At 40.9% G+C, this 15528-nt stretch carries 14 protein-coding genes; 12 read left to right on the top strand and 2 right to left on the bottom strand.

From position 1 onward, the window contains the following. Positions 1-16 precede the first annotated feature (16 nt). The 12 genes from BLS33_RS23430 to gloA2 all read left to right on the top strand — a co-directional run bounded on the left by BLS33_RS23430 (position 17) and on the right by gloA2 (position 13131). Entirely contained in the window at positions 17-877 is an 861-nt protein-coding gene (locus BLS33_RS23430) for an MBL fold metallo-hydrolase (protein WP_089895570.1), read from the top strand. Continuing rightward, the gene (locus BLS33_RS23425) at positions 861-1514 is read left to right on the top strand and encodes a hypothetical protein (protein ID WP_089895568.1); all 654 of its coding nucleotides are present in this window, start codon (positions 861-863) and stop codon (positions 1512-1514) included. The genes BLS33_RS23430 and BLS33_RS23425 overlap by 17 nt, the downstream gene beginning before the upstream one ends. Positions 1515-1529: 15 nt before the next feature. Continuing rightward, a complete protein-coding gene (locus tag BLS33_RS23420; RefSeq protein WP_089895566.1) occupies positions 1530-3161 on the top strand; it encodes a S8 family peptidase in 1632 nt (543 codons plus the stop codon). A 71-nt stretch (positions 3162-3232) separates the two neighbouring features. Next, positions 3233-5035, top strand: a complete 1803-nt coding sequence (locus BLS33_RS23415; protein WP_245731630.1) for a M1 family metallopeptidase — start codon at positions 3233-3235, stop codon at positions 5033-5035. Between the two features lie 238 nt (positions 5036-5273). Next, positions 5274-5663: a ribonuclease P protein component gene (gene rnpA / locus BLS33_RS23410; protein ID WP_089895564.1), complete on the top strand. Its 390-nt coding sequence runs from the start codon at positions 5274-5276 to the stop codon at positions 5661-5663. Then, positions 5656-7284 carry a S41 family peptidase gene (locus BLS33_RS23405; RefSeq protein WP_089895561.1) on the top strand — a complete coding sequence of 543 codons (1629 nt, stop codon included), beginning with the start codon at positions 5656-5658 and terminating at the stop codon, positions 7282-7284. The genes rnpA and BLS33_RS23405 overlap by 8 nt, the downstream gene beginning before the upstream one ends. 401 nt (positions 7285-7685) lie before the next feature. Next, complete coding sequence (locus BLS33_RS25250) at positions 7686-7826, top strand: hypothetical protein (RefSeq protein WP_245731628.1); 141 nt, start codon at positions 7686-7688, stop codon at positions 7824-7826. 3 nt (positions 7827-7829) lie between these two features. Next, positions 7830-9083 (top strand): purple acid phosphatase family protein, encoded by a 1254-nt coding sequence (locus BLS33_RS23400; protein WP_245731626.1) that lies wholly within the window; start codon positions 7830-7832, stop codon positions 9081-9083. Positions 9084-9174: 91 nt separating this feature from the next. Continuing rightward, positions 9175-11028 carry a right-handed parallel beta-helix repeat-containing protein gene (locus BLS33_RS23395; RefSeq protein WP_089895559.1) on the top strand — a complete coding sequence of 618 codons (1854 nt, stop codon included), beginning with the start codon at positions 9175-9177 and terminating at the stop codon, positions 11026-11028. Between the two features lie 32 nt (positions 11029-11060). Continuing rightward, entirely contained in the window at positions 11061-11948 is an 888-nt protein-coding gene (locus BLS33_RS23390; protein ID WP_089895557.1) for an SMP-30/gluconolactonase/LRE family protein, read from the top strand. Then, on the top strand, positions 11948-12730 hold the full coding sequence (locus BLS33_RS23385; protein ID WP_089895555.1) for an SDR family NAD(P)-dependent oxidoreductase: 783 nt from the start codon (positions 11948-11950) through the stop codon (positions 12728-12730). The genes BLS33_RS23390 and BLS33_RS23385 overlap by 1 nt, the downstream gene beginning before the upstream one ends. Before the next feature lie 14 nt (positions 12731-12744). Then, positions 12745-13131 carry an SMU1112c/YaeR family gloxylase I-like metalloprotein gene (gene gloA2, locus BLS33_RS23380; RefSeq protein ID WP_089895552.1) on the top strand — a complete coding sequence of 129 codons (387 nt, stop codon included), beginning with the start codon at positions 12745-12747 and terminating at the stop codon, positions 13129-13131. Between the two features lie 57 nt (positions 13132-13188). On the opposite strand, the gene BLS33_RS23375 is transcribed toward gloA2, so the two are convergent. Then, entirely contained in the window at positions 13189-14436 is a 1248-nt protein-coding gene (locus BLS33_RS23375) for an alginate lyase family protein (RefSeq protein ID WP_089895550.1), read from the bottom strand. Between the two features lie 85 nt (positions 14437-14521). Beyond that, positions 14522-15412 (bottom strand): 3-keto-disaccharide hydrolase, encoded by an 891-nt coding sequence (locus BLS33_RS23370; RefSeq protein WP_089895548.1) that lies wholly within the window; start codon positions 15410-15412, stop codon positions 14522-14524. Positions 15413-15528: the final 116 nt, after the last annotated feature.

Genomic DNA, 15528 nt, shown 5'->3' with positions numbered 1-15528 from the left:
CTTTTATTTTTCCTAAATGAAACTATATCCCGTTGAGACTGGAAATTTTAAGTTAGATGGTGGCGCGATGTTCGGTGTGGTGCCCAAAACAATATGGAATAGAACAAATCCTTCAGATGACAACAACCTAATCGATATTGCCGCTCGAAGCCTTTTGATAGAAGATGGTGACCGATTGATTCTTATCGATACGGGCATGGGCAACAAGCAATCGGACAAATTCTTCGGCTATTACTACCGCTGGGGTGATTATTCGATTGATGATTCATTGAAGAAATTAGGGTTTCATAGGGATGATATTACCGATGTTTTTTTGACGCATTTGCATTTTGATCATTGTGGCGGATGTATTCAGTGGAATAAAGATAGAACAGGCTACGAACCTGCTTTTAAAAATGCTGTGTTCTGGACGAATGAAGACCATTGGCAATGGGCAATAAAACCTAATGCTAGGGAGAAGGCCTCTTTTTTGAAGGAAAATCTCATGCCCATGCAGGAGAGCGGACAACTAAAATTTGTTAAGAAAGGAAGCGATACTTTTTTAGAAACATCAGATTTGGGTTTTGGTATCCTTTTTGTTGATGGTCATACCGAAAAGCAAATGTTACCGCATATTCACTATCAAGAGAAAACTCTTGTTTTTATGGCAGACCTAATCCCCACGGTTGGTCATATTCCGTTGCCTTATGTCATCGGCTATGACACCAGACCCCTGCTAACACTCGCTGAAAAAGAAATCTTTTTGAATAGAGCAGTGGAGCAAGATTATTATTTGTTTTTTGAACATGATGCACATAATGAAATCTGCACCTTACAATCAACAGAAAAAGGAATTCGACTTGATGAATTACATAATTTCAATGACATCTTTCAGTAAATTTCCAACAAAAATACCGAATAGTATTTTTATTGGAATATTTAGCACCTTTGGGCAGGAAGATCATATCCAAAATGTCGACGTGAATCCTGTACTTTCATTGGGAAATGACATAAAAGGACCAGCTGTCGAGAATGATGGAAATACATTTACCGAAAATTTAGAGGAAGAAGTACTTGTAAAAATCGTATACGAAAAATGCAAAACCCCCGTTTTTAAAAGGATTTTAAAAGGGATTTTCGATAATTATATTAGATTCAAACAGGGTGGAAACAGGTTTCTTATAGATTCTGTAAGGTATAGCATTTTCCGTATGAAAAAAGGAAAGAAGCAAGATGAGATCTGGGTACGCGAATCTGAAATGGGTCAACCCAACAATTTGGCAATTGCACCATATGGCAATGATTTAAATGTAAACGAATCGGTAAAAGGTATTTTAGGCATTAACGATACAGTCGTCATCGCTTCGAAGATTGGGAAAATTATAAAAGAGGTTCAATTAATGGGGGTAAAGCCCTTAAATATTATCTTTGCGGGCGCAAATGGCAAATCCAGTTTTTTTTACCATGGTCAAACGAGGTTGTTTTGCAACATTACTAGCCCTGAATTCAGGTACTTTACTCATAAAAAACACTAACTTAATATATATAACATGACATTTAATTTTCCGAAATTATGCATTGGTTTTTCAGCATCTCTATTATTAATGAGCTGTGGAGCCACTTCCTTGGTATCCACCCCCATTGAAAATATTGATACTACACCGTTAAAAATAGCTGATCTTAGCGATAGTGAGAAAAAACATTGGGGCCATTTAGATCTTGTCGCAGATACTATCCCTGGAATGAGTGTTGACAAAGCCTATACCGATATTATCGGTAATAAAAAGGGACAAAAAGTTATCGTAGCTGTACTCGATTCGGGTATGGATCTTAAACATGAAGACCTTGATGGTGTGTTGTGGACCAATAAAGGTGAAAAGCCTGGAAATGGCATTGACGATGACGGCAATGGTTATATCGATGACATTCATGGCTACAATTTTTTAGGTGAATCCTACAACGAACAATTGGAATATGCCAGAATAGTACGATTGAATATAGGTGATGCCACACTTCAGTCGAAGGCAAAGAAACAACTGGATGAGAACTACCAAAAGGCCCTACAGAATAAACAACAATACGAACAAATCTTACAAGCGGTTAAGACAGCGGATGAAGCGATAAAGAAAGAATTAGGTAAAGAAACATATACCAAAAAAGATGTGGCGACCATCAAGCCGACAGATCAGGCAATGCAACAACATGTGGGGGTAATCACCCAAATGTTCACCTTTGCCGAAAGCATTGCTGAAGTATATGAAGATTTGAACGCAGGCCTCAAACATTTTACCGATCAATTAAATTATAATTATAACAAAGACTTTAATGGGCGTGAAGTGGTCGGTGACAATCCCTACGACATTAAAGATTTGGGTTACGGAAACGGAAACCCACAAAACCTTGTGGAAGATGAAAGCCACGGTACACACGTTGCCGGTATTATTGCAGCGGAGCGTAATAATGGCAAAGGCGTAAACGGAGTTGCCAATAATGTGGCGATTATGAGTATTCGCGCAGTTCCCAACGGAGACGAATACGACAAGGATATTGCTTTGGGAATTCGCTATGCCGTCGATAATGGGGCTAAAATAATTAATGCCAGTTTCGGGAAATCATTTTCCCCCAACGCAGAATGGGTATATGACGCCTTAAAATATGCCGCTGAGAACGACGTACTCTTTGTTCATGCGGCCGGTAATGAAGGTGCTGACCTAGACGACCCTAATAATCCTAATTTTCCCAACGACCAGGTAAATAACGGTCCTGAAATTTCTGATAATGTAATTACCGTAGGTGCGCTCAGTAGCAAATACGGATCAGAGATGGTGGCCACTTTCTCCAATTATGGAAAAATTAATGTCGATGTTTTTGCTCCCGGTGACAACATTTATTCCACCATGCCGGACAATGATTATGAATATCAGGGCGGAACATCTATGGCGGCACCTGCCGTAGCCGGTGTTGCAGCTTTGATTCGTTCACAATATCCAAAATTATCGGCTTCTGAGGTTAAGCACATTTTAATGGAATCTGGCCTGGCCCCTATGGCAAAAGTCATCTTAGCAGGTGATGCATCGATTACTAAAACTTTAAACAACGTATCAACATCAGGTAAAATCGTCAATGCCTATAATGCACTTATTATGGCCGATAATGTATCTAAAGGGAAAATAAAAATATAAATACCATGCAGTATAAAAAGATAAGGTCTTTAGCGCTTTTGCTTGTTTTGTTTGCCTCTGCAACTTCTCTAATGGCACAAACCACCGATTGCTATTGGCAACAGCATGTTGATTATACGATGGATGTCTCTATTGACGTAAAATCATTTCAATACTCGGGAACCCAAAAATTGGTGTATACCAATAATTCTCCTGATACGCTTAACAGAATTTACTATCATCTCTTTTTCAATGCGTTTCAGCCCGGAAGTGAAATGGACATCCGCCTTCAGAACATAACGGATCCCGATAGTAGAATGATGACCGCAAACCAAACAAGCCGTATTGCGGCTTTGAATGAGAGCGAGATGGGGTACTTACACCCTGTTTCATTAAAACAAGATGGGCAAACCGTTTCATTTTTAGAAGAGGAAACTGTTTTGGTCGTCGATTTGGTCAACCCGATTCCCCCTGGAGGAAAGACCACCCTCGATATGGATTTCAAAGGGCAAGTTCCTTTGCAAGTGCGCCGTGCAGGTCGAAATAGTTCGGAAGGCGTAGCACTTTCTATGAGCCAATGGTATCCTAAACTAGCAGAATATGATTTTGAGGGGTGGCACGCAGACCCTTATATTGCCCGTGAATTTCATGGCGTGTGGGGCGATTTTGATGTAAAGTTGACTTTGGATAAAAAATATGTTGTAGGCGGCAGCGGATATCTTCAAAATCCGCAGGAAATAGGTCACGGTTACGAAACTCCAGGTACCAAGGTAAAAAAACAAAAGGGGAAAACCATGACCTGGCATTTCAAGGCGCCAATGGTACATGATTTCATGTGGGCCGCAGACCCTGATTATCTGCACGATACGTTGCAGGTCGAAAATGGCCCTACACTTCATTTTCTGTACAAGAACAATCCGGAGATAATCGAAAACTGGAAAAAACTACAGCCGAAAACAGCTGAAATGATGCAGTTTTTTAGTAAAAATATTGGCAGCTATCCTTATAAGCAGTACTCCGTTATACAGGGGGGTGATGGTGGTATGGAATATGCCATGAGCACTTTAATTACGGGAGAAAGAAAATTTGGAAGCCTGGTCGGGGTAACAGCGCATGAAATGGCACATTCTTGGTTTCAGCACATATTGGCGACCAACGAATCAAAGCATGAATGGATGGACGAAGGCTTTACCACCTTTATTTCGTCGCTCTGCATGAATGAAATCATGGACGAGAACAAAGATAATCCCTTTGAAAATTCTTACAGGGGATATTACAATCTAGCTACCTCGGGCAAAGAACAACCGCAGACAACACATGCCGATCGATATGACCTTAATTTTGCGTATGGCCAAGCTGCTTACAGTAAAGGAGCGGTTTTCTTGGCACAATTGGGCTATATCATCGGCCAAGATAAATTGATGGAAACCATTCAAAAGTATTATGAAGATTTCAAGTTTAAACATCCTGTGCCCAACGATATCAAGCGAACGGCGGAAAAAGTTTCAGGCATGGAGCTTGATTGGTACTTGACCGACTGGACGCAAACTACAAACACCATCGATTACGGCATCAAAGAGGTCGTTGCCGATGGTGAAAAAACAAAAGTAACATTGGAGCGTATTGGATCTATGCCAATGCCTATTGATATTTTGGTAGTTTATGCCGATGGTAGCCAAGAGACACTTTATGCGCCTTTACGAATGATGCGCGGAGAAAAGGAAAACCCATATCCGAGTTTGAAAAGAACCACACTCGAAGATTGGCCATGGGCTTTTCCGACTTATAGTTTTTCGCTGGATAAGCCGAAAGCAAATATTAAGGCCGTGGTAATCGACCCATCCCAATTGATGGCCGACATTAATGCGCAAAATAATATTTGGCAGGCCCAATAAAAAGTGTTTTGATTTCCATCGTAGCTATTGAAGAGGTTGTTTCAAGTGCAAGAGGCGTTTTGAAAAGGTCAAACCATTCATACACACAACTCATAACGCTAAGCAACTATGACTAGACAATCATGTCATGGTTCAGGGCATCATAGCTTACCGAATAATAAAACGAAATAGTATCTTTACAGTGCCACCGCCCAAATAAGCGATGTTCCTATAAATGGATAAATGAACAGGAAAACTTTTGAAAAAACCCTTAAACTTCGGTTACCCTAGACGAGAAAAATTAAAGAGCCAACCGCTCATTGAAAAATTGTTTCTAGAAGGTAAATCCGTTTCTAGCTATCCTTTAAAACTAATATATCTACAAACCGAACTTAACGAAGACGTAAAAATTCAAAGTACCGTCGCGGTACCTAAAAAAAAATTCAAAAGTGCCGTAAAGCGCAATCGCATAAAAAGATTGCTACGTGAAGCCTATCGACTGAACAAACACCTTGTTTTTAACAATAGTGACCCCTCTTTTGCGTTTCTATTTTTATACCTTGGAAAAGAAATGCCCGACTACCATGACGTAGAAAGAAACATGCAAGCGATACTTCAAAAATTTCTAAAGAAAATAGGTGATGAATAGATTCATGAAAAAACGGATTCTAATACCCCTTTTTGCAATTACATTGATGATTGCGGGAAGTAGTTTTAAAAGTGATTTTTTTGAGATAGCAAAGCAGATTGAAATCTTTACTACGCTTTTCAAAGAACTGAACATGAACTATGTTGACGAGACTAACCCTGCCGAACTGATGGATACGGCAATAAAGAACATGTTGGACGAACTCGACCCTTATACCAAGTTTCTGAACGAACAAGATGTAGAAACCTATAAAATCAATAATGCAGGGGAATATTCCGGTATTGGGGCAGTCGTACGATCTTACCAAGACAAATTGTTGATTGTCGAGCCTTATAAAGGATATCCTGCCGATAAAGCAGGACTCAAAGCGGGTGATGAAATTGTAAAAATCGGAGATATTTCGGTCATGGATTTTGAAGATAACGCCAGTGAGCTTCTTAAAGGAGCCAACGGAACATCGGTAACGGTTACCTTCAACAGACAGGGGGAGACAAAATCAGCAGAAATTACGCGATCGGCCGTAGAAGTTGACGCCGTACCATTTTATAAAATGATCGATGCCAAAACCGGCTATATTGTGTTGGCAAAATTTAATGCAAAAGCCTCAGGGCAGACAAAAGAAGCACTTATCGACCTAAAGGGAAAAGGGGCCGAAAAAATAGTTTTGGACCTGCGAGGCAATCCTGGCGGTTTACTGTCAGAGGCCATCAATGTCACAAATCTTTTTGTTCCCAAAGGGGAATTGATCGTGACCACAAAATCGAAAGTAAAAAAATTCAACAGAGAGTACCATACCAAAAACAAGGCGGTCGATGCAGAAATTCCTCTGGTCGTTTTGGTCGACGGGGGCAGTGCCTCTGCTAGCGAAATTGTATCTGGAAGCCTACAAGACCTAGACCGCGCGGTAGTTATGGGAGCTCGTAGTTTTGGAAAGGGATTGGTACAACGCCCATTAAAACTAACTTATGGCACCCAATTAAAAGTAACCATTAGTCGTTACTATACACCTTCTGGACGCTGTATTCAATCGTTGGATTATTGGAATCGTGATGCGAACGGGAATGCCGTAAAAACATCTACCTTCAATGATTTTACGACCAGAAATGGACGTAAGGTACAAGACGGTGGCGGGGTTCTTCCCGATATTGAAATTAGCGCTACAAAGGCTAATGAACTGACCACCGCCTTATTGCAAAATCATGTTGTATTTGACTTTGCAACGGACTATTATTATAGCAATCAATTACGGAATCTCAATGATTTCAAATTTACGGAAGGCGATTTTCAACAGTTCAAAAATTATGTTTCCAAAAGTGACTTTTCTTTCGAGACCAAAACCGAAAGAGTGCTAAAACAAGCCATGACCAATCGTGAAGAAGTTATTTTTAACGATGCGATTGAAAACGATTTTAAAACTTTGTTGGTAGATATCGACAAAAGCAAACTTTCCGCTTTGGAGAATTACCAAAAAGAAATTCAAAGCAAATTGGAAGATGAAATCGTAAAACGTTATTTCTACAGAGAGGGGCTCTATGAATACTACCTTACCCATGACGATGCTATCATGGCAGCTGCCGAGCTATTAGGAAATACAGTGAAGTACAGTGAAATCTTGAAATAGCCGTCCTTCTATCATTTTTCCTTTTACTGAAAACTTTTGTATTGGTTTAGACCAAGAAATCGATGCTTAATGACATACTGAACACATGCTCTAATAAAAACAGAATGTCTTTAAAATCGGAGAGATAGATTAATTCTATTGCTTCAAAGCCTAAATAATCTTTGTTTAACCAGTTTTCAATTCTTATTTGACTTCTCAATCTTAATTATAAAATTGTATTTCTAATAAACCTTCCCAAGGTTCTCATCAATCTACATCCATAAATAAGATTTAATCAGTCAATTTTCCATAAAAAATCATCAATAACCATGAACTGATTCCTGTGAAACAATTGTAGTTTTGTTGAATAGCTATGTGCTTTTTAGTTCTAAAGCTTGACCTATTAACATTCTTTGCCATCCATGAAAAAAGTCATTTCGATACTACCATTTGCTCTGTTTATATTCTTTTTAGTATTTAATGGCTATAGTCAAGAGCACCTCCACGAACACGGAAACGGGCATACCCATTATGAGGAATACGATGCGGTTTTGAATCATTAGCTCATGTTCCCTTCTAAAACACCTGATCGCATCATCACTAACCTCACGGAAGACCCAGCTCATAGTTTTGCTGTCAATTGGCGTACGAACCAGCAAATCGAATCTGGTGTGGTTGAAATAACAAAAGCGACCGACGGTCCTGAATTTTTGCTTGGTAATGTTCGAAAAGTTTCTGCCATTACACAAAGTTTCGAAAATCAAAATAGAAGCGAACCTTTGGTGAAAGCAAGTTTTCATTCAGCAGTTGTATCGCAACTTGAGCCCAATACGCTATATATTTATCGCGTAGGAAACGGCGCCGAAAACAATGCTTACTGGAGCGAATGGTTTCAATTTACTACGGCAAGCGACAACGCCGATAAACCCTTTAGTTTTATTTATTTCGGTGATGCGCAAAATAATGTAAAATCACTTTGGTCGCGGGTCATTCGAAATTCGTATAAGCAATACCCTCAGGTCGATTTTATGTTGCATGCCGGTGACTTAATAAATGATCGTGATGCCAATTTTGAATGGGGTGAATGGTTTCATGCTGGCAGTTTTATCCATGCTACAGTACCAAGCATAATGACTCCTGGCAATCACGAGTACCGTGATGGTGTTCTATCCTCTTTATGGCGACCTCAATTTACACTTCCCGAAAACGGTCCCACAAAAGCCCTAAAAGAGACTTGCTATGCCATTGACTATGAAAACATGAAACTTATTTCAATAGATGGGGAGGCTTTTGACGAGCATAAAGAAGCTAGAATCGCCCAGACTAAATGGCTCGATTCCGTTCTTAGGACAAACACCAAGAAATGGACAACGATTACCACGCATTACCCTATTTATTCAACTGCTAAAGGAAGGGATAATAAAAAACTGCGTAAAGCATTCAAACCTTTGATCGATAAGTACGGCGTAGATCTGGTGCTACAGGGGCATGACCACACTTATGCCCGTGGGTATGTAGAGAACCAAGGAAGAGGGCTTACTGTCGTCAATGATATAGGAACCGTTTATGCCGTATCGGTAAGCGGTCCAAAAATGTACGAATCGCAAGAGCAAGAATGGATGGCTCGACGCGGTGAGTTCACTCAATTATTTCAAATTGTTACGGTATCAAAAGATACGATCACCTATGGTGCATATACCCCAACAGGTAATCTTTACGATGCCTTTGAAATCATTAAAAAGAATGGAAAAAAGGAGTTGATCAATAAAATTCCAAACAGTCCGGTTCGCCTAAAAAGAGACTTTGTTAAAGAAAAATAAACCCTATCGCTGCAAATTTCAATGTTCTCAGAATTTTGCAGATTGCTGTTTAGGAGTTATTTTCGGTTATTATCAATAAATAAAAAAGTAAATGGCTGCTCGTTCCATCAGTTTATTCTTATCCCTGTTGCTAGTACAGTTTTCGAATGCGCAGCAAATAAAGGAAATTTATGTTTCTCCGAACGGTTCAGATAATGGTCAAGGAACCCCCAGGGCGCCTTTTGAAACACTGCACAGAGCATATGATGAAATCGCCTCGCTGGACAACACCAAAAATCAGAGCGTGATCTTATGGATGAATGACGGCACTTATCGCATAAAAAAGCCCTTAGTTATTGATTCTTTGTTGAAAAAAAGCAGCATATCTCTTTCAATAAAGGCGATGGACGGTGCTAAACCCGTAGTCTCAGGCGCCCTTCAATTAACTGGATGGCGAAAAATAGGGAATGGCCTCTGGGCCTGTTCAATAGCTGACGAAATAGGAACTTTTCGAGAACTTTTTATCAATGGCAATAGGGCAACTCGGGCTAGGCATCCAAATAGTGGCTATCTGAGGGTAAACAAAGTGGGTGCCGATAAACGCACCAATTTCTCTTTTACTTCAGGAGATTTTCCTATTCCAGAAAGTACGGTCAAGCCCGAGCTGGTCTTACTGCACGATTGGTCTATAACCCGAATTCCGATTAAAAATATTGATGCTAAAAACAATGTGCTCTATGCCGTGGATTCAATCGGGACTAAAAACCTCGATTTTTTTACTCTTGACCACTGGGAACCTAATCCGCGGTATTACCTTGAAAATGCGCCAGAATTTTTAGATGCCGACGGCGAATGGTTTTTCAATCCGGCCAAAGAGGAGGTCTTACTGAAATTATCATCCAACATTGACCCGAATACTTTAACTATCGAAATACCCGTAGCAGAGCGTCTTATACAGGTACAGGGCACCGAAAAGGAGCCTATATCAAATGTTGCCTTTGAAGGGATTATCTTTAAACACTGCAAATGGAACCTTCCCGAGGAAACCTATGCTGGTATTCAAGCCTGCCATTTTGATCCAAGAAGCCAAATGGAAGAATGGAATGTTGTGCCGGCAGCAATACAAACCCAATGGGTGGAAAATATCCGGTTTGAAAATTGCGAATTTCTTTCGATGGGAGGCAGCGCTGTTTGGTTCGGTACGGGTAGTGCCAATTGTGCCTTGAAAAAATGCCGTATTTATGATATTTCGGGTAATGGTGTTATGATCGGGGAAGGTCAAGATCGCCATATTGGTGATACTCCCTGGTGGAAGATTGCCCCAGAACAAGTGGCTCTCGCCAATACCGTTGAATCTTGCGATATTTCAGAGTGCGGAGTCCAATTCTATGGAGCTGTGGGCATCTGGTGCGGATTGACGGCGGAAACGGTTTTGAGCAACAATAAAATATACAACCTTCCGTACACAGGTATCTCAATCGGTTGGATGTGGAACCCCGAGGTAACTCCTTGTCGCGACAATATCGTTACCAAAAATCACATACACCACGTCATGCGAAAGTTAAGTGATGGTGGTGGTATTTATATGCTGGGTTTACAACCGGGCAGCCGTTTAACAGAAAATCATATTCACGATATTTCAGTAAACGCCGGAAGGGCAGAAAGCAACGGAATGTTTCTTGACGAGGGTACCACGAATGTGCTGGTCGAAAAAAACCTAATTTATAACATTGCCAAATCTCCACTTCGTTTTCACAAGGCATCGTCCAATACCGTGAGGGGCAACTATTTATTTTCAAAAGGAGATACACCTGCTATCGCCTATAATAGAACAGAACCCGACCTTATTTCCAAGGAAGGCAATCTTTTAGAAAACACCAATAACCCCGAGTATACAACCCTATTAAATAAGACGCTGATAGCATTTGAAAAAAAGGCTCGCCCTGCTGGAATTAATCCAAATTAAATAATTTTCAATAATATTGATATACCACGAATATGACCAAGGCCAATAGCGCACAATTAGTTTACGATGCCAAAGCAATTTTGGGTGAAGGACCTGTATGGGACCCCCAGAAACAGCTACTTTTTTGGGTGGATATCGAAGGTAAAAAGTTGCATCAACATAATCCCACAAACACTGAAAACCGTCAATGGAGTTTTGATGGTATGATAGGAGCGACCGTACCAGCCGAAAACGGAAACCTCATCTTGGCGCTTGAGTCGGGTCTCACCTCTTTTAACAAGGAAACCGAAGAACTTCTGCCACTCAACGTACTTGAAAATAGCAATTCCGATATGCGCTTTAATGATGGCAAAGTAGGGCCTAACGGCAATTTTTGGATAGGTAGTATGCATAAAAAATTCGTTCCGAAAAGCGGTAATCTATATCGGGTTGACCGTAATTATAATGCCAATATTCAAATCTCAGAAACTACCATTTCAAATGGTATGGCTTGGACAGCGGATAAAAAAACCTTCTACTATATCGATTCGGATGACCGTATAGTTTACGGTTATGATTTTGATAGTGCTGCCAACACTATAGCCAACAAAAGAATAGTTATTTCGGTTCCAGAAGGGTACGGCAGTCCCGATGGTATGAGCATAGACGTCGAAGGCATGCTTTGGATCGCTCATTGGGGCGGTAATTGTGTGCGTCGTTGGAATCCCGATACCGCCGAAGTATTGGAAAAGGTAGCGGTTGATGCGCCACATGTGACTTCTTGCTGTTTCGGAGGTAAAGATTTAAATTCGTTGTATATAACCTCAGCACGTAGCGATCTGAACGAAAAACAACTTCAAGAGTTCCCGAAAAGTGGTGGCCTCTTCGTATACCGCCCCAAAGTCAAAGGAACACCAATAACCCTTTTTAAGAATACGTAATGAATTACTCGGGAATCAAAAATAAGGCGGCCATAGTTACAGGAGCAGGGGAAGGAATTGGGTATGCTATCGCCGAGTTGCTTCTAAAGGCTGGTGCTAACGTGGTCTTAAACGATTTGGATGAAACTCGGAGTCAAAAAGCGGCGGGAGAATTACACAATAAACATCCAGGAAATTGTTTAGCTTTTTCGGGTGATGCCGGAGATATTGCAATCATCAATGCAATGGCGGACTTCACCTTGGAAAACTTTGGTAAAATTGACTTTATTATACCCAATGCCGGCATTACCCTTTTTGGCGACTTTCTTTCGTTCACTCCGGAATCCTTTCAAAAAGTACTACAGCTCAATCTTCACGGAGCTTTCTTTTTGGTGCAACGGGCGGCCAAAGAAATGATAAAGAACGGTAACGGAGGGCGTATTGTTCTAATGTCTTCCCAAGTGGGCATTCAGGCCTACCGTAATCTTACTGCCTACGGTATGACCAAAGCAGCACTTCAGTTAATGGCCCGTAACCTCGCCTACGAACTGGGCGAATATGGAATAACCATAAATGCCATTGCCCCGGGAGCCACTTTGACCGAGCGCACCAAAAAAGAGCAGCCAGACTATGAAGGAATCTGGGGGAAACTAATCCCAAGAGGGGTTGTCGGCAAACCCGAAGATATTGCCAAAACCTGCGTATTTCTACTTTCCGAAGAAGCTGCCCATATTAACGGGCAAACCATACCGGTAGATGGGGGTTGGACAACGGCAGGAATCTATCCGGAGGATTTATCCTAAAACCAAAAAATAACGTGCGTTTTAATAAAATCCATCATATTGCCATTATTTGCTCAGACTATCAAAAATCAAAGCAATTCTATGTTGAGATTTTAGGGTTGGAAATAGTAAAAGAAAGCTTTCGGAAAGAACGGCTGTCATACAAGCTAGACCTTGCCCTAAATGGCGAATACATTATCGAGCTCTTTTCGTTTCCTGACCCGCCACAACGTCCCTCTCGGCCCGAGGCCTTAGGGTTGCGCCATCTGGCTTTTGAAGTCGATGATATTGAAGAATCAATTTTAGCACTAAAAAACAAGGAGGTGGTGACAGAAACGGTGCGTATCGACGAATTGACCAATAAAAAGTTCACTTTCTTTTCGGATCCCGATGGTCTACCCATAGAAATCTATGAAAAATAACCCGAGCCAAAAACTTGTTTTTATGGCTTATTATTTTTCTCGTTCCCCTTTAAAGTTTCAATAGCCGATAGTGGTTTTTAAACTTAACTCTTGAAGCACTTTGTTCATAGAACCCGTCTCTCGCTCCTTTTTGACAAGTATGGCAATGGCTTTCGTTAATACCTTGGAATATTCGTTTGCATCGGTATGGGCAGACATTCGGGCAAGTATTGGTACTATATACGACACGTCTGCACCATGAAGACTAGCATGTGCCCAGTCTTGCCCGCCGATTACAGGAGTCAAGTAATTAATCGCCAAAGCCAAACTTTTCCCTTCCTCCGACTCAAAGTCCCACATATCCATCCCGGCCTCATCACCAAAAACGGCAATATTTGTCAATGCTTCCAGATTAAAGCAACTATAAAAAAAAGATCTGGTACGCGCAAGTTCATGAATTTGCCCCCCATTACTGTTCAACTGTCGATCGAGACTTTGCTGCGTTAGTTCAACCGTTTTTTTTACCAAGGGCTTATCCCCCAAATAATGTGCTAGGGAGGCCACCTGAAACCGGTACCAGGAACCATGATTATTTTCTTGTTCACCCTCCTCTTTGCCCAAATCACTTTCGGTCAGCCATTTCAAATAATCAGATAACCATCGGGTCATTTTTAAATCATAGTCTGCTGTCCAATTCGGAGAAGTGGATAGCATGTCAATAGCATCTGGTATTATTGAAGCTATAGCTCGGCCATCCAAAATCCCAAAAGGTCTGCCTTCTGGGTTACCCGGAACACTTTGTGCAAATTCGAGGTTTGGATTCATCAACGTATCCTCATCAAGAAACCAAGTCTTTATTATACTTATCGTTTTTTGGGCGTATCGCTCATCTTCTGAAAAGTAATAGGCAAGACTTAGGTTTTTAATTCCATTGGTCATATCGCTTAACCTATTTCTGTCTACGGCATCCGTTTGAGTCTCGGGATTTGTCTTGCCATCTTTTCTGATCCATGGCAATCCGTCTTTAGTTTCGGGATTTGGCCACCAATAGCGACCAATACTCAAGTAATCGTGCTGGTTTCCTGAAGGGGGAATTATAGATTTATCCATTACCGTTGGGTTTTCCATGGTAAGCAATTGCTCCGCGTTCCCGAGTAGGTCTTTATAAGCCGCAAGTGTTCGTTCTGAAGCAACGCCCTCATGAATCTTTTGTTTGACCATGGCCAGCTGAACCGTATCTAATTGCACCGAAGGTGCAGAAAAACACGCTATAACAGAGAAAACCAATAGGGCGAAGGCACATCTATACTTCCCTACTTTTAACATAGTTTAAAGTTTTTATTCCTATCAAAAATACCATCGGAAGCGATAGCTGTTGTCCAATTCTTATTCTCTGAGAAAGACAACAAAATTAATACGTGCAAGATTCTGGGTCAGATTTTATAAAGTACTTTTTGTAGTTCTTAGCCTTGGGATCCATACATCCCTTTAAGTTCTTAATCTTCACGTTTCTAAAATCAATAGGCTGGCCTTCACTTTGCAAGGCGATAAAACCCTCGCTAAGTAATTTACCATCTTGTTTTATTTTGGGATCGTACCCATTGGCTACTCCCCCGCCCATCTGAGGCTTGGTATATTCCAATACTTTCTTACCATTGATGATGTGGGTAACTAGCGAGTCGCCACGAATAATCATTTCGGCTTTGACCCATTGGTCGCCATAGTACGTATCTGAGGTTGAGTTTATACAATGCCTAGGGTCAATTTTTCCTTCATAGACCACATCAGTACCGGGCGAACACATATTTCCGGTTGGTCGGGCTTCACCTTCCTTGATTCCTGCTAAAAACTGCATCTCTACAGATATAGGCCAATCTTGTTCTTTAGGCATGGTTCTGGGATCCTGCGAATGGAACATAACACCGCTGTTCTTAAGTGTGAAACTTGGTGCTCCCGGATGTAAATCGCCCACAAAACGGTATTCAACGGAAAAATGGTAATAAGAATACGGTGTATTATAGTACAAGTGGCCATAACGATCGTTGAAGTCTCCCTCATAATTGTCGTACCTCACTTTTAAAATACCGTCTTCTACCCGAAACGTGTCTCCGTAGTTATCCCCTACTTCGTAGTGATGAATCTTGGTGGTCCAATCTTTAGTATCTTTTCCATTGAACATTTGCTGCCACTCTTCCTCCACTTCCGAGGTAATCGATTTTTTTACCGAGCATTGCGTGCAGAGTATTAGCAAAAAGGTAGCACCCGAAATAAGTGAAAACAGCGATTTAAATTTTGAAACCATAATATTTACCGATAAGTTTTATTGCTCCCGAATATACTCATAGTTTTTTTCATTTATGTATTTTTGGCAGCTTCACAGCTAAGAACTCGTTTAAAATAAAAACAACATCCGTACTT

The sequence above is a fragment of the Kriegella aquimaris genome (assembly GCF_900103215.1).
In the GTDB taxonomy this organism is placed as follows: domain Bacteria; phylum Bacteroidota; class Bacteroidia; order Flavobacteriales; family Flavobacteriaceae; genus Kriegella; species Kriegella aquimaris.
Note: the sequence above shows the minus strand (reverse complement) of the source record. Positions and strands in the feature narration are given on the sequence as shown.

Excerpts from the sequence above, each read along its gene's own strand:
- BLS33_RS23430 (WP_089895570.1), top strand. The coding sequence starts at position 17 with ATGAAACTATATCCCGTTGAGACTGGAAATTTTAAGTTAGATGGTGGC.
- BLS33_RS23425 (WP_089895568.1), top strand. The coding sequence starts at position 861 with ATGACATCTTTCAGTAAATTTCCAACAAAAATACCGAATAGTATTTTT.
- BLS33_RS23420 (WP_089895566.1), top strand. The coding sequence starts at position 1,530 with ATGACATTTAATTTTCCGAAATTATGCATTGGTTTTTCAGCATCTCTA.
- BLS33_RS23415 (WP_245731630.1), top strand. The coding sequence starts at position 3,233 with ATGGCACAAACCACCGATTGCTATTGGCAACAGCATGTTGATTATACG.
- BLS33_RS23405 (WP_089895561.1), top strand. The coding sequence starts at position 5,656 with ATGAATAGATTCATGAAAAAACGGATTCTAATACCCCTTTTTGCAATT.
- BLS33_RS25250 (WP_245731628.1), top strand. The coding sequence starts at position 7,686 with ATGAAAAAAGTCATTTCGATACTACCATTTGCTCTGTTTATATTCTTT.
- BLS33_RS23400 (WP_245731626.1), top strand. The coding sequence starts at position 7,830 with ATGTTCCCTTCTAAAACACCTGATCGCATCATCACTAACCTCACGGAA.
- BLS33_RS23395 (WP_089895559.1), top strand. The coding sequence starts at position 9,175 with ATGGCTGCTCGTTCCATCAGTTTATTCTTATCCCTGTTGCTAGTACAG.
- BLS33_RS23390 (WP_089895557.1), top strand. The coding sequence starts at position 11,061 with ATGACCAAGGCCAATAGCGCACAATTAGTTTACGATGCCAAAGCAATT.
- BLS33_RS23385 (WP_089895555.1), top strand. The coding sequence starts at position 11,948 with ATGAATTACTCGGGAATCAAAAATAAGGCGGCCATAGTTACAGGAGCA.
- BLS33_RS23375 (WP_089895550.1), bottom strand. The coding sequence starts at position 14,436 with ATGTTAAAAGTAGGGAAGTATAGATGTGCCTTCGCCCTATTGGTTTTC.
- BLS33_RS23370 (WP_089895548.1), bottom strand. The coding sequence starts at position 15,412 with ATGGTTTCAAAATTTAAATCGCTGTTTTCACTTATTTCGGGTGCTACC.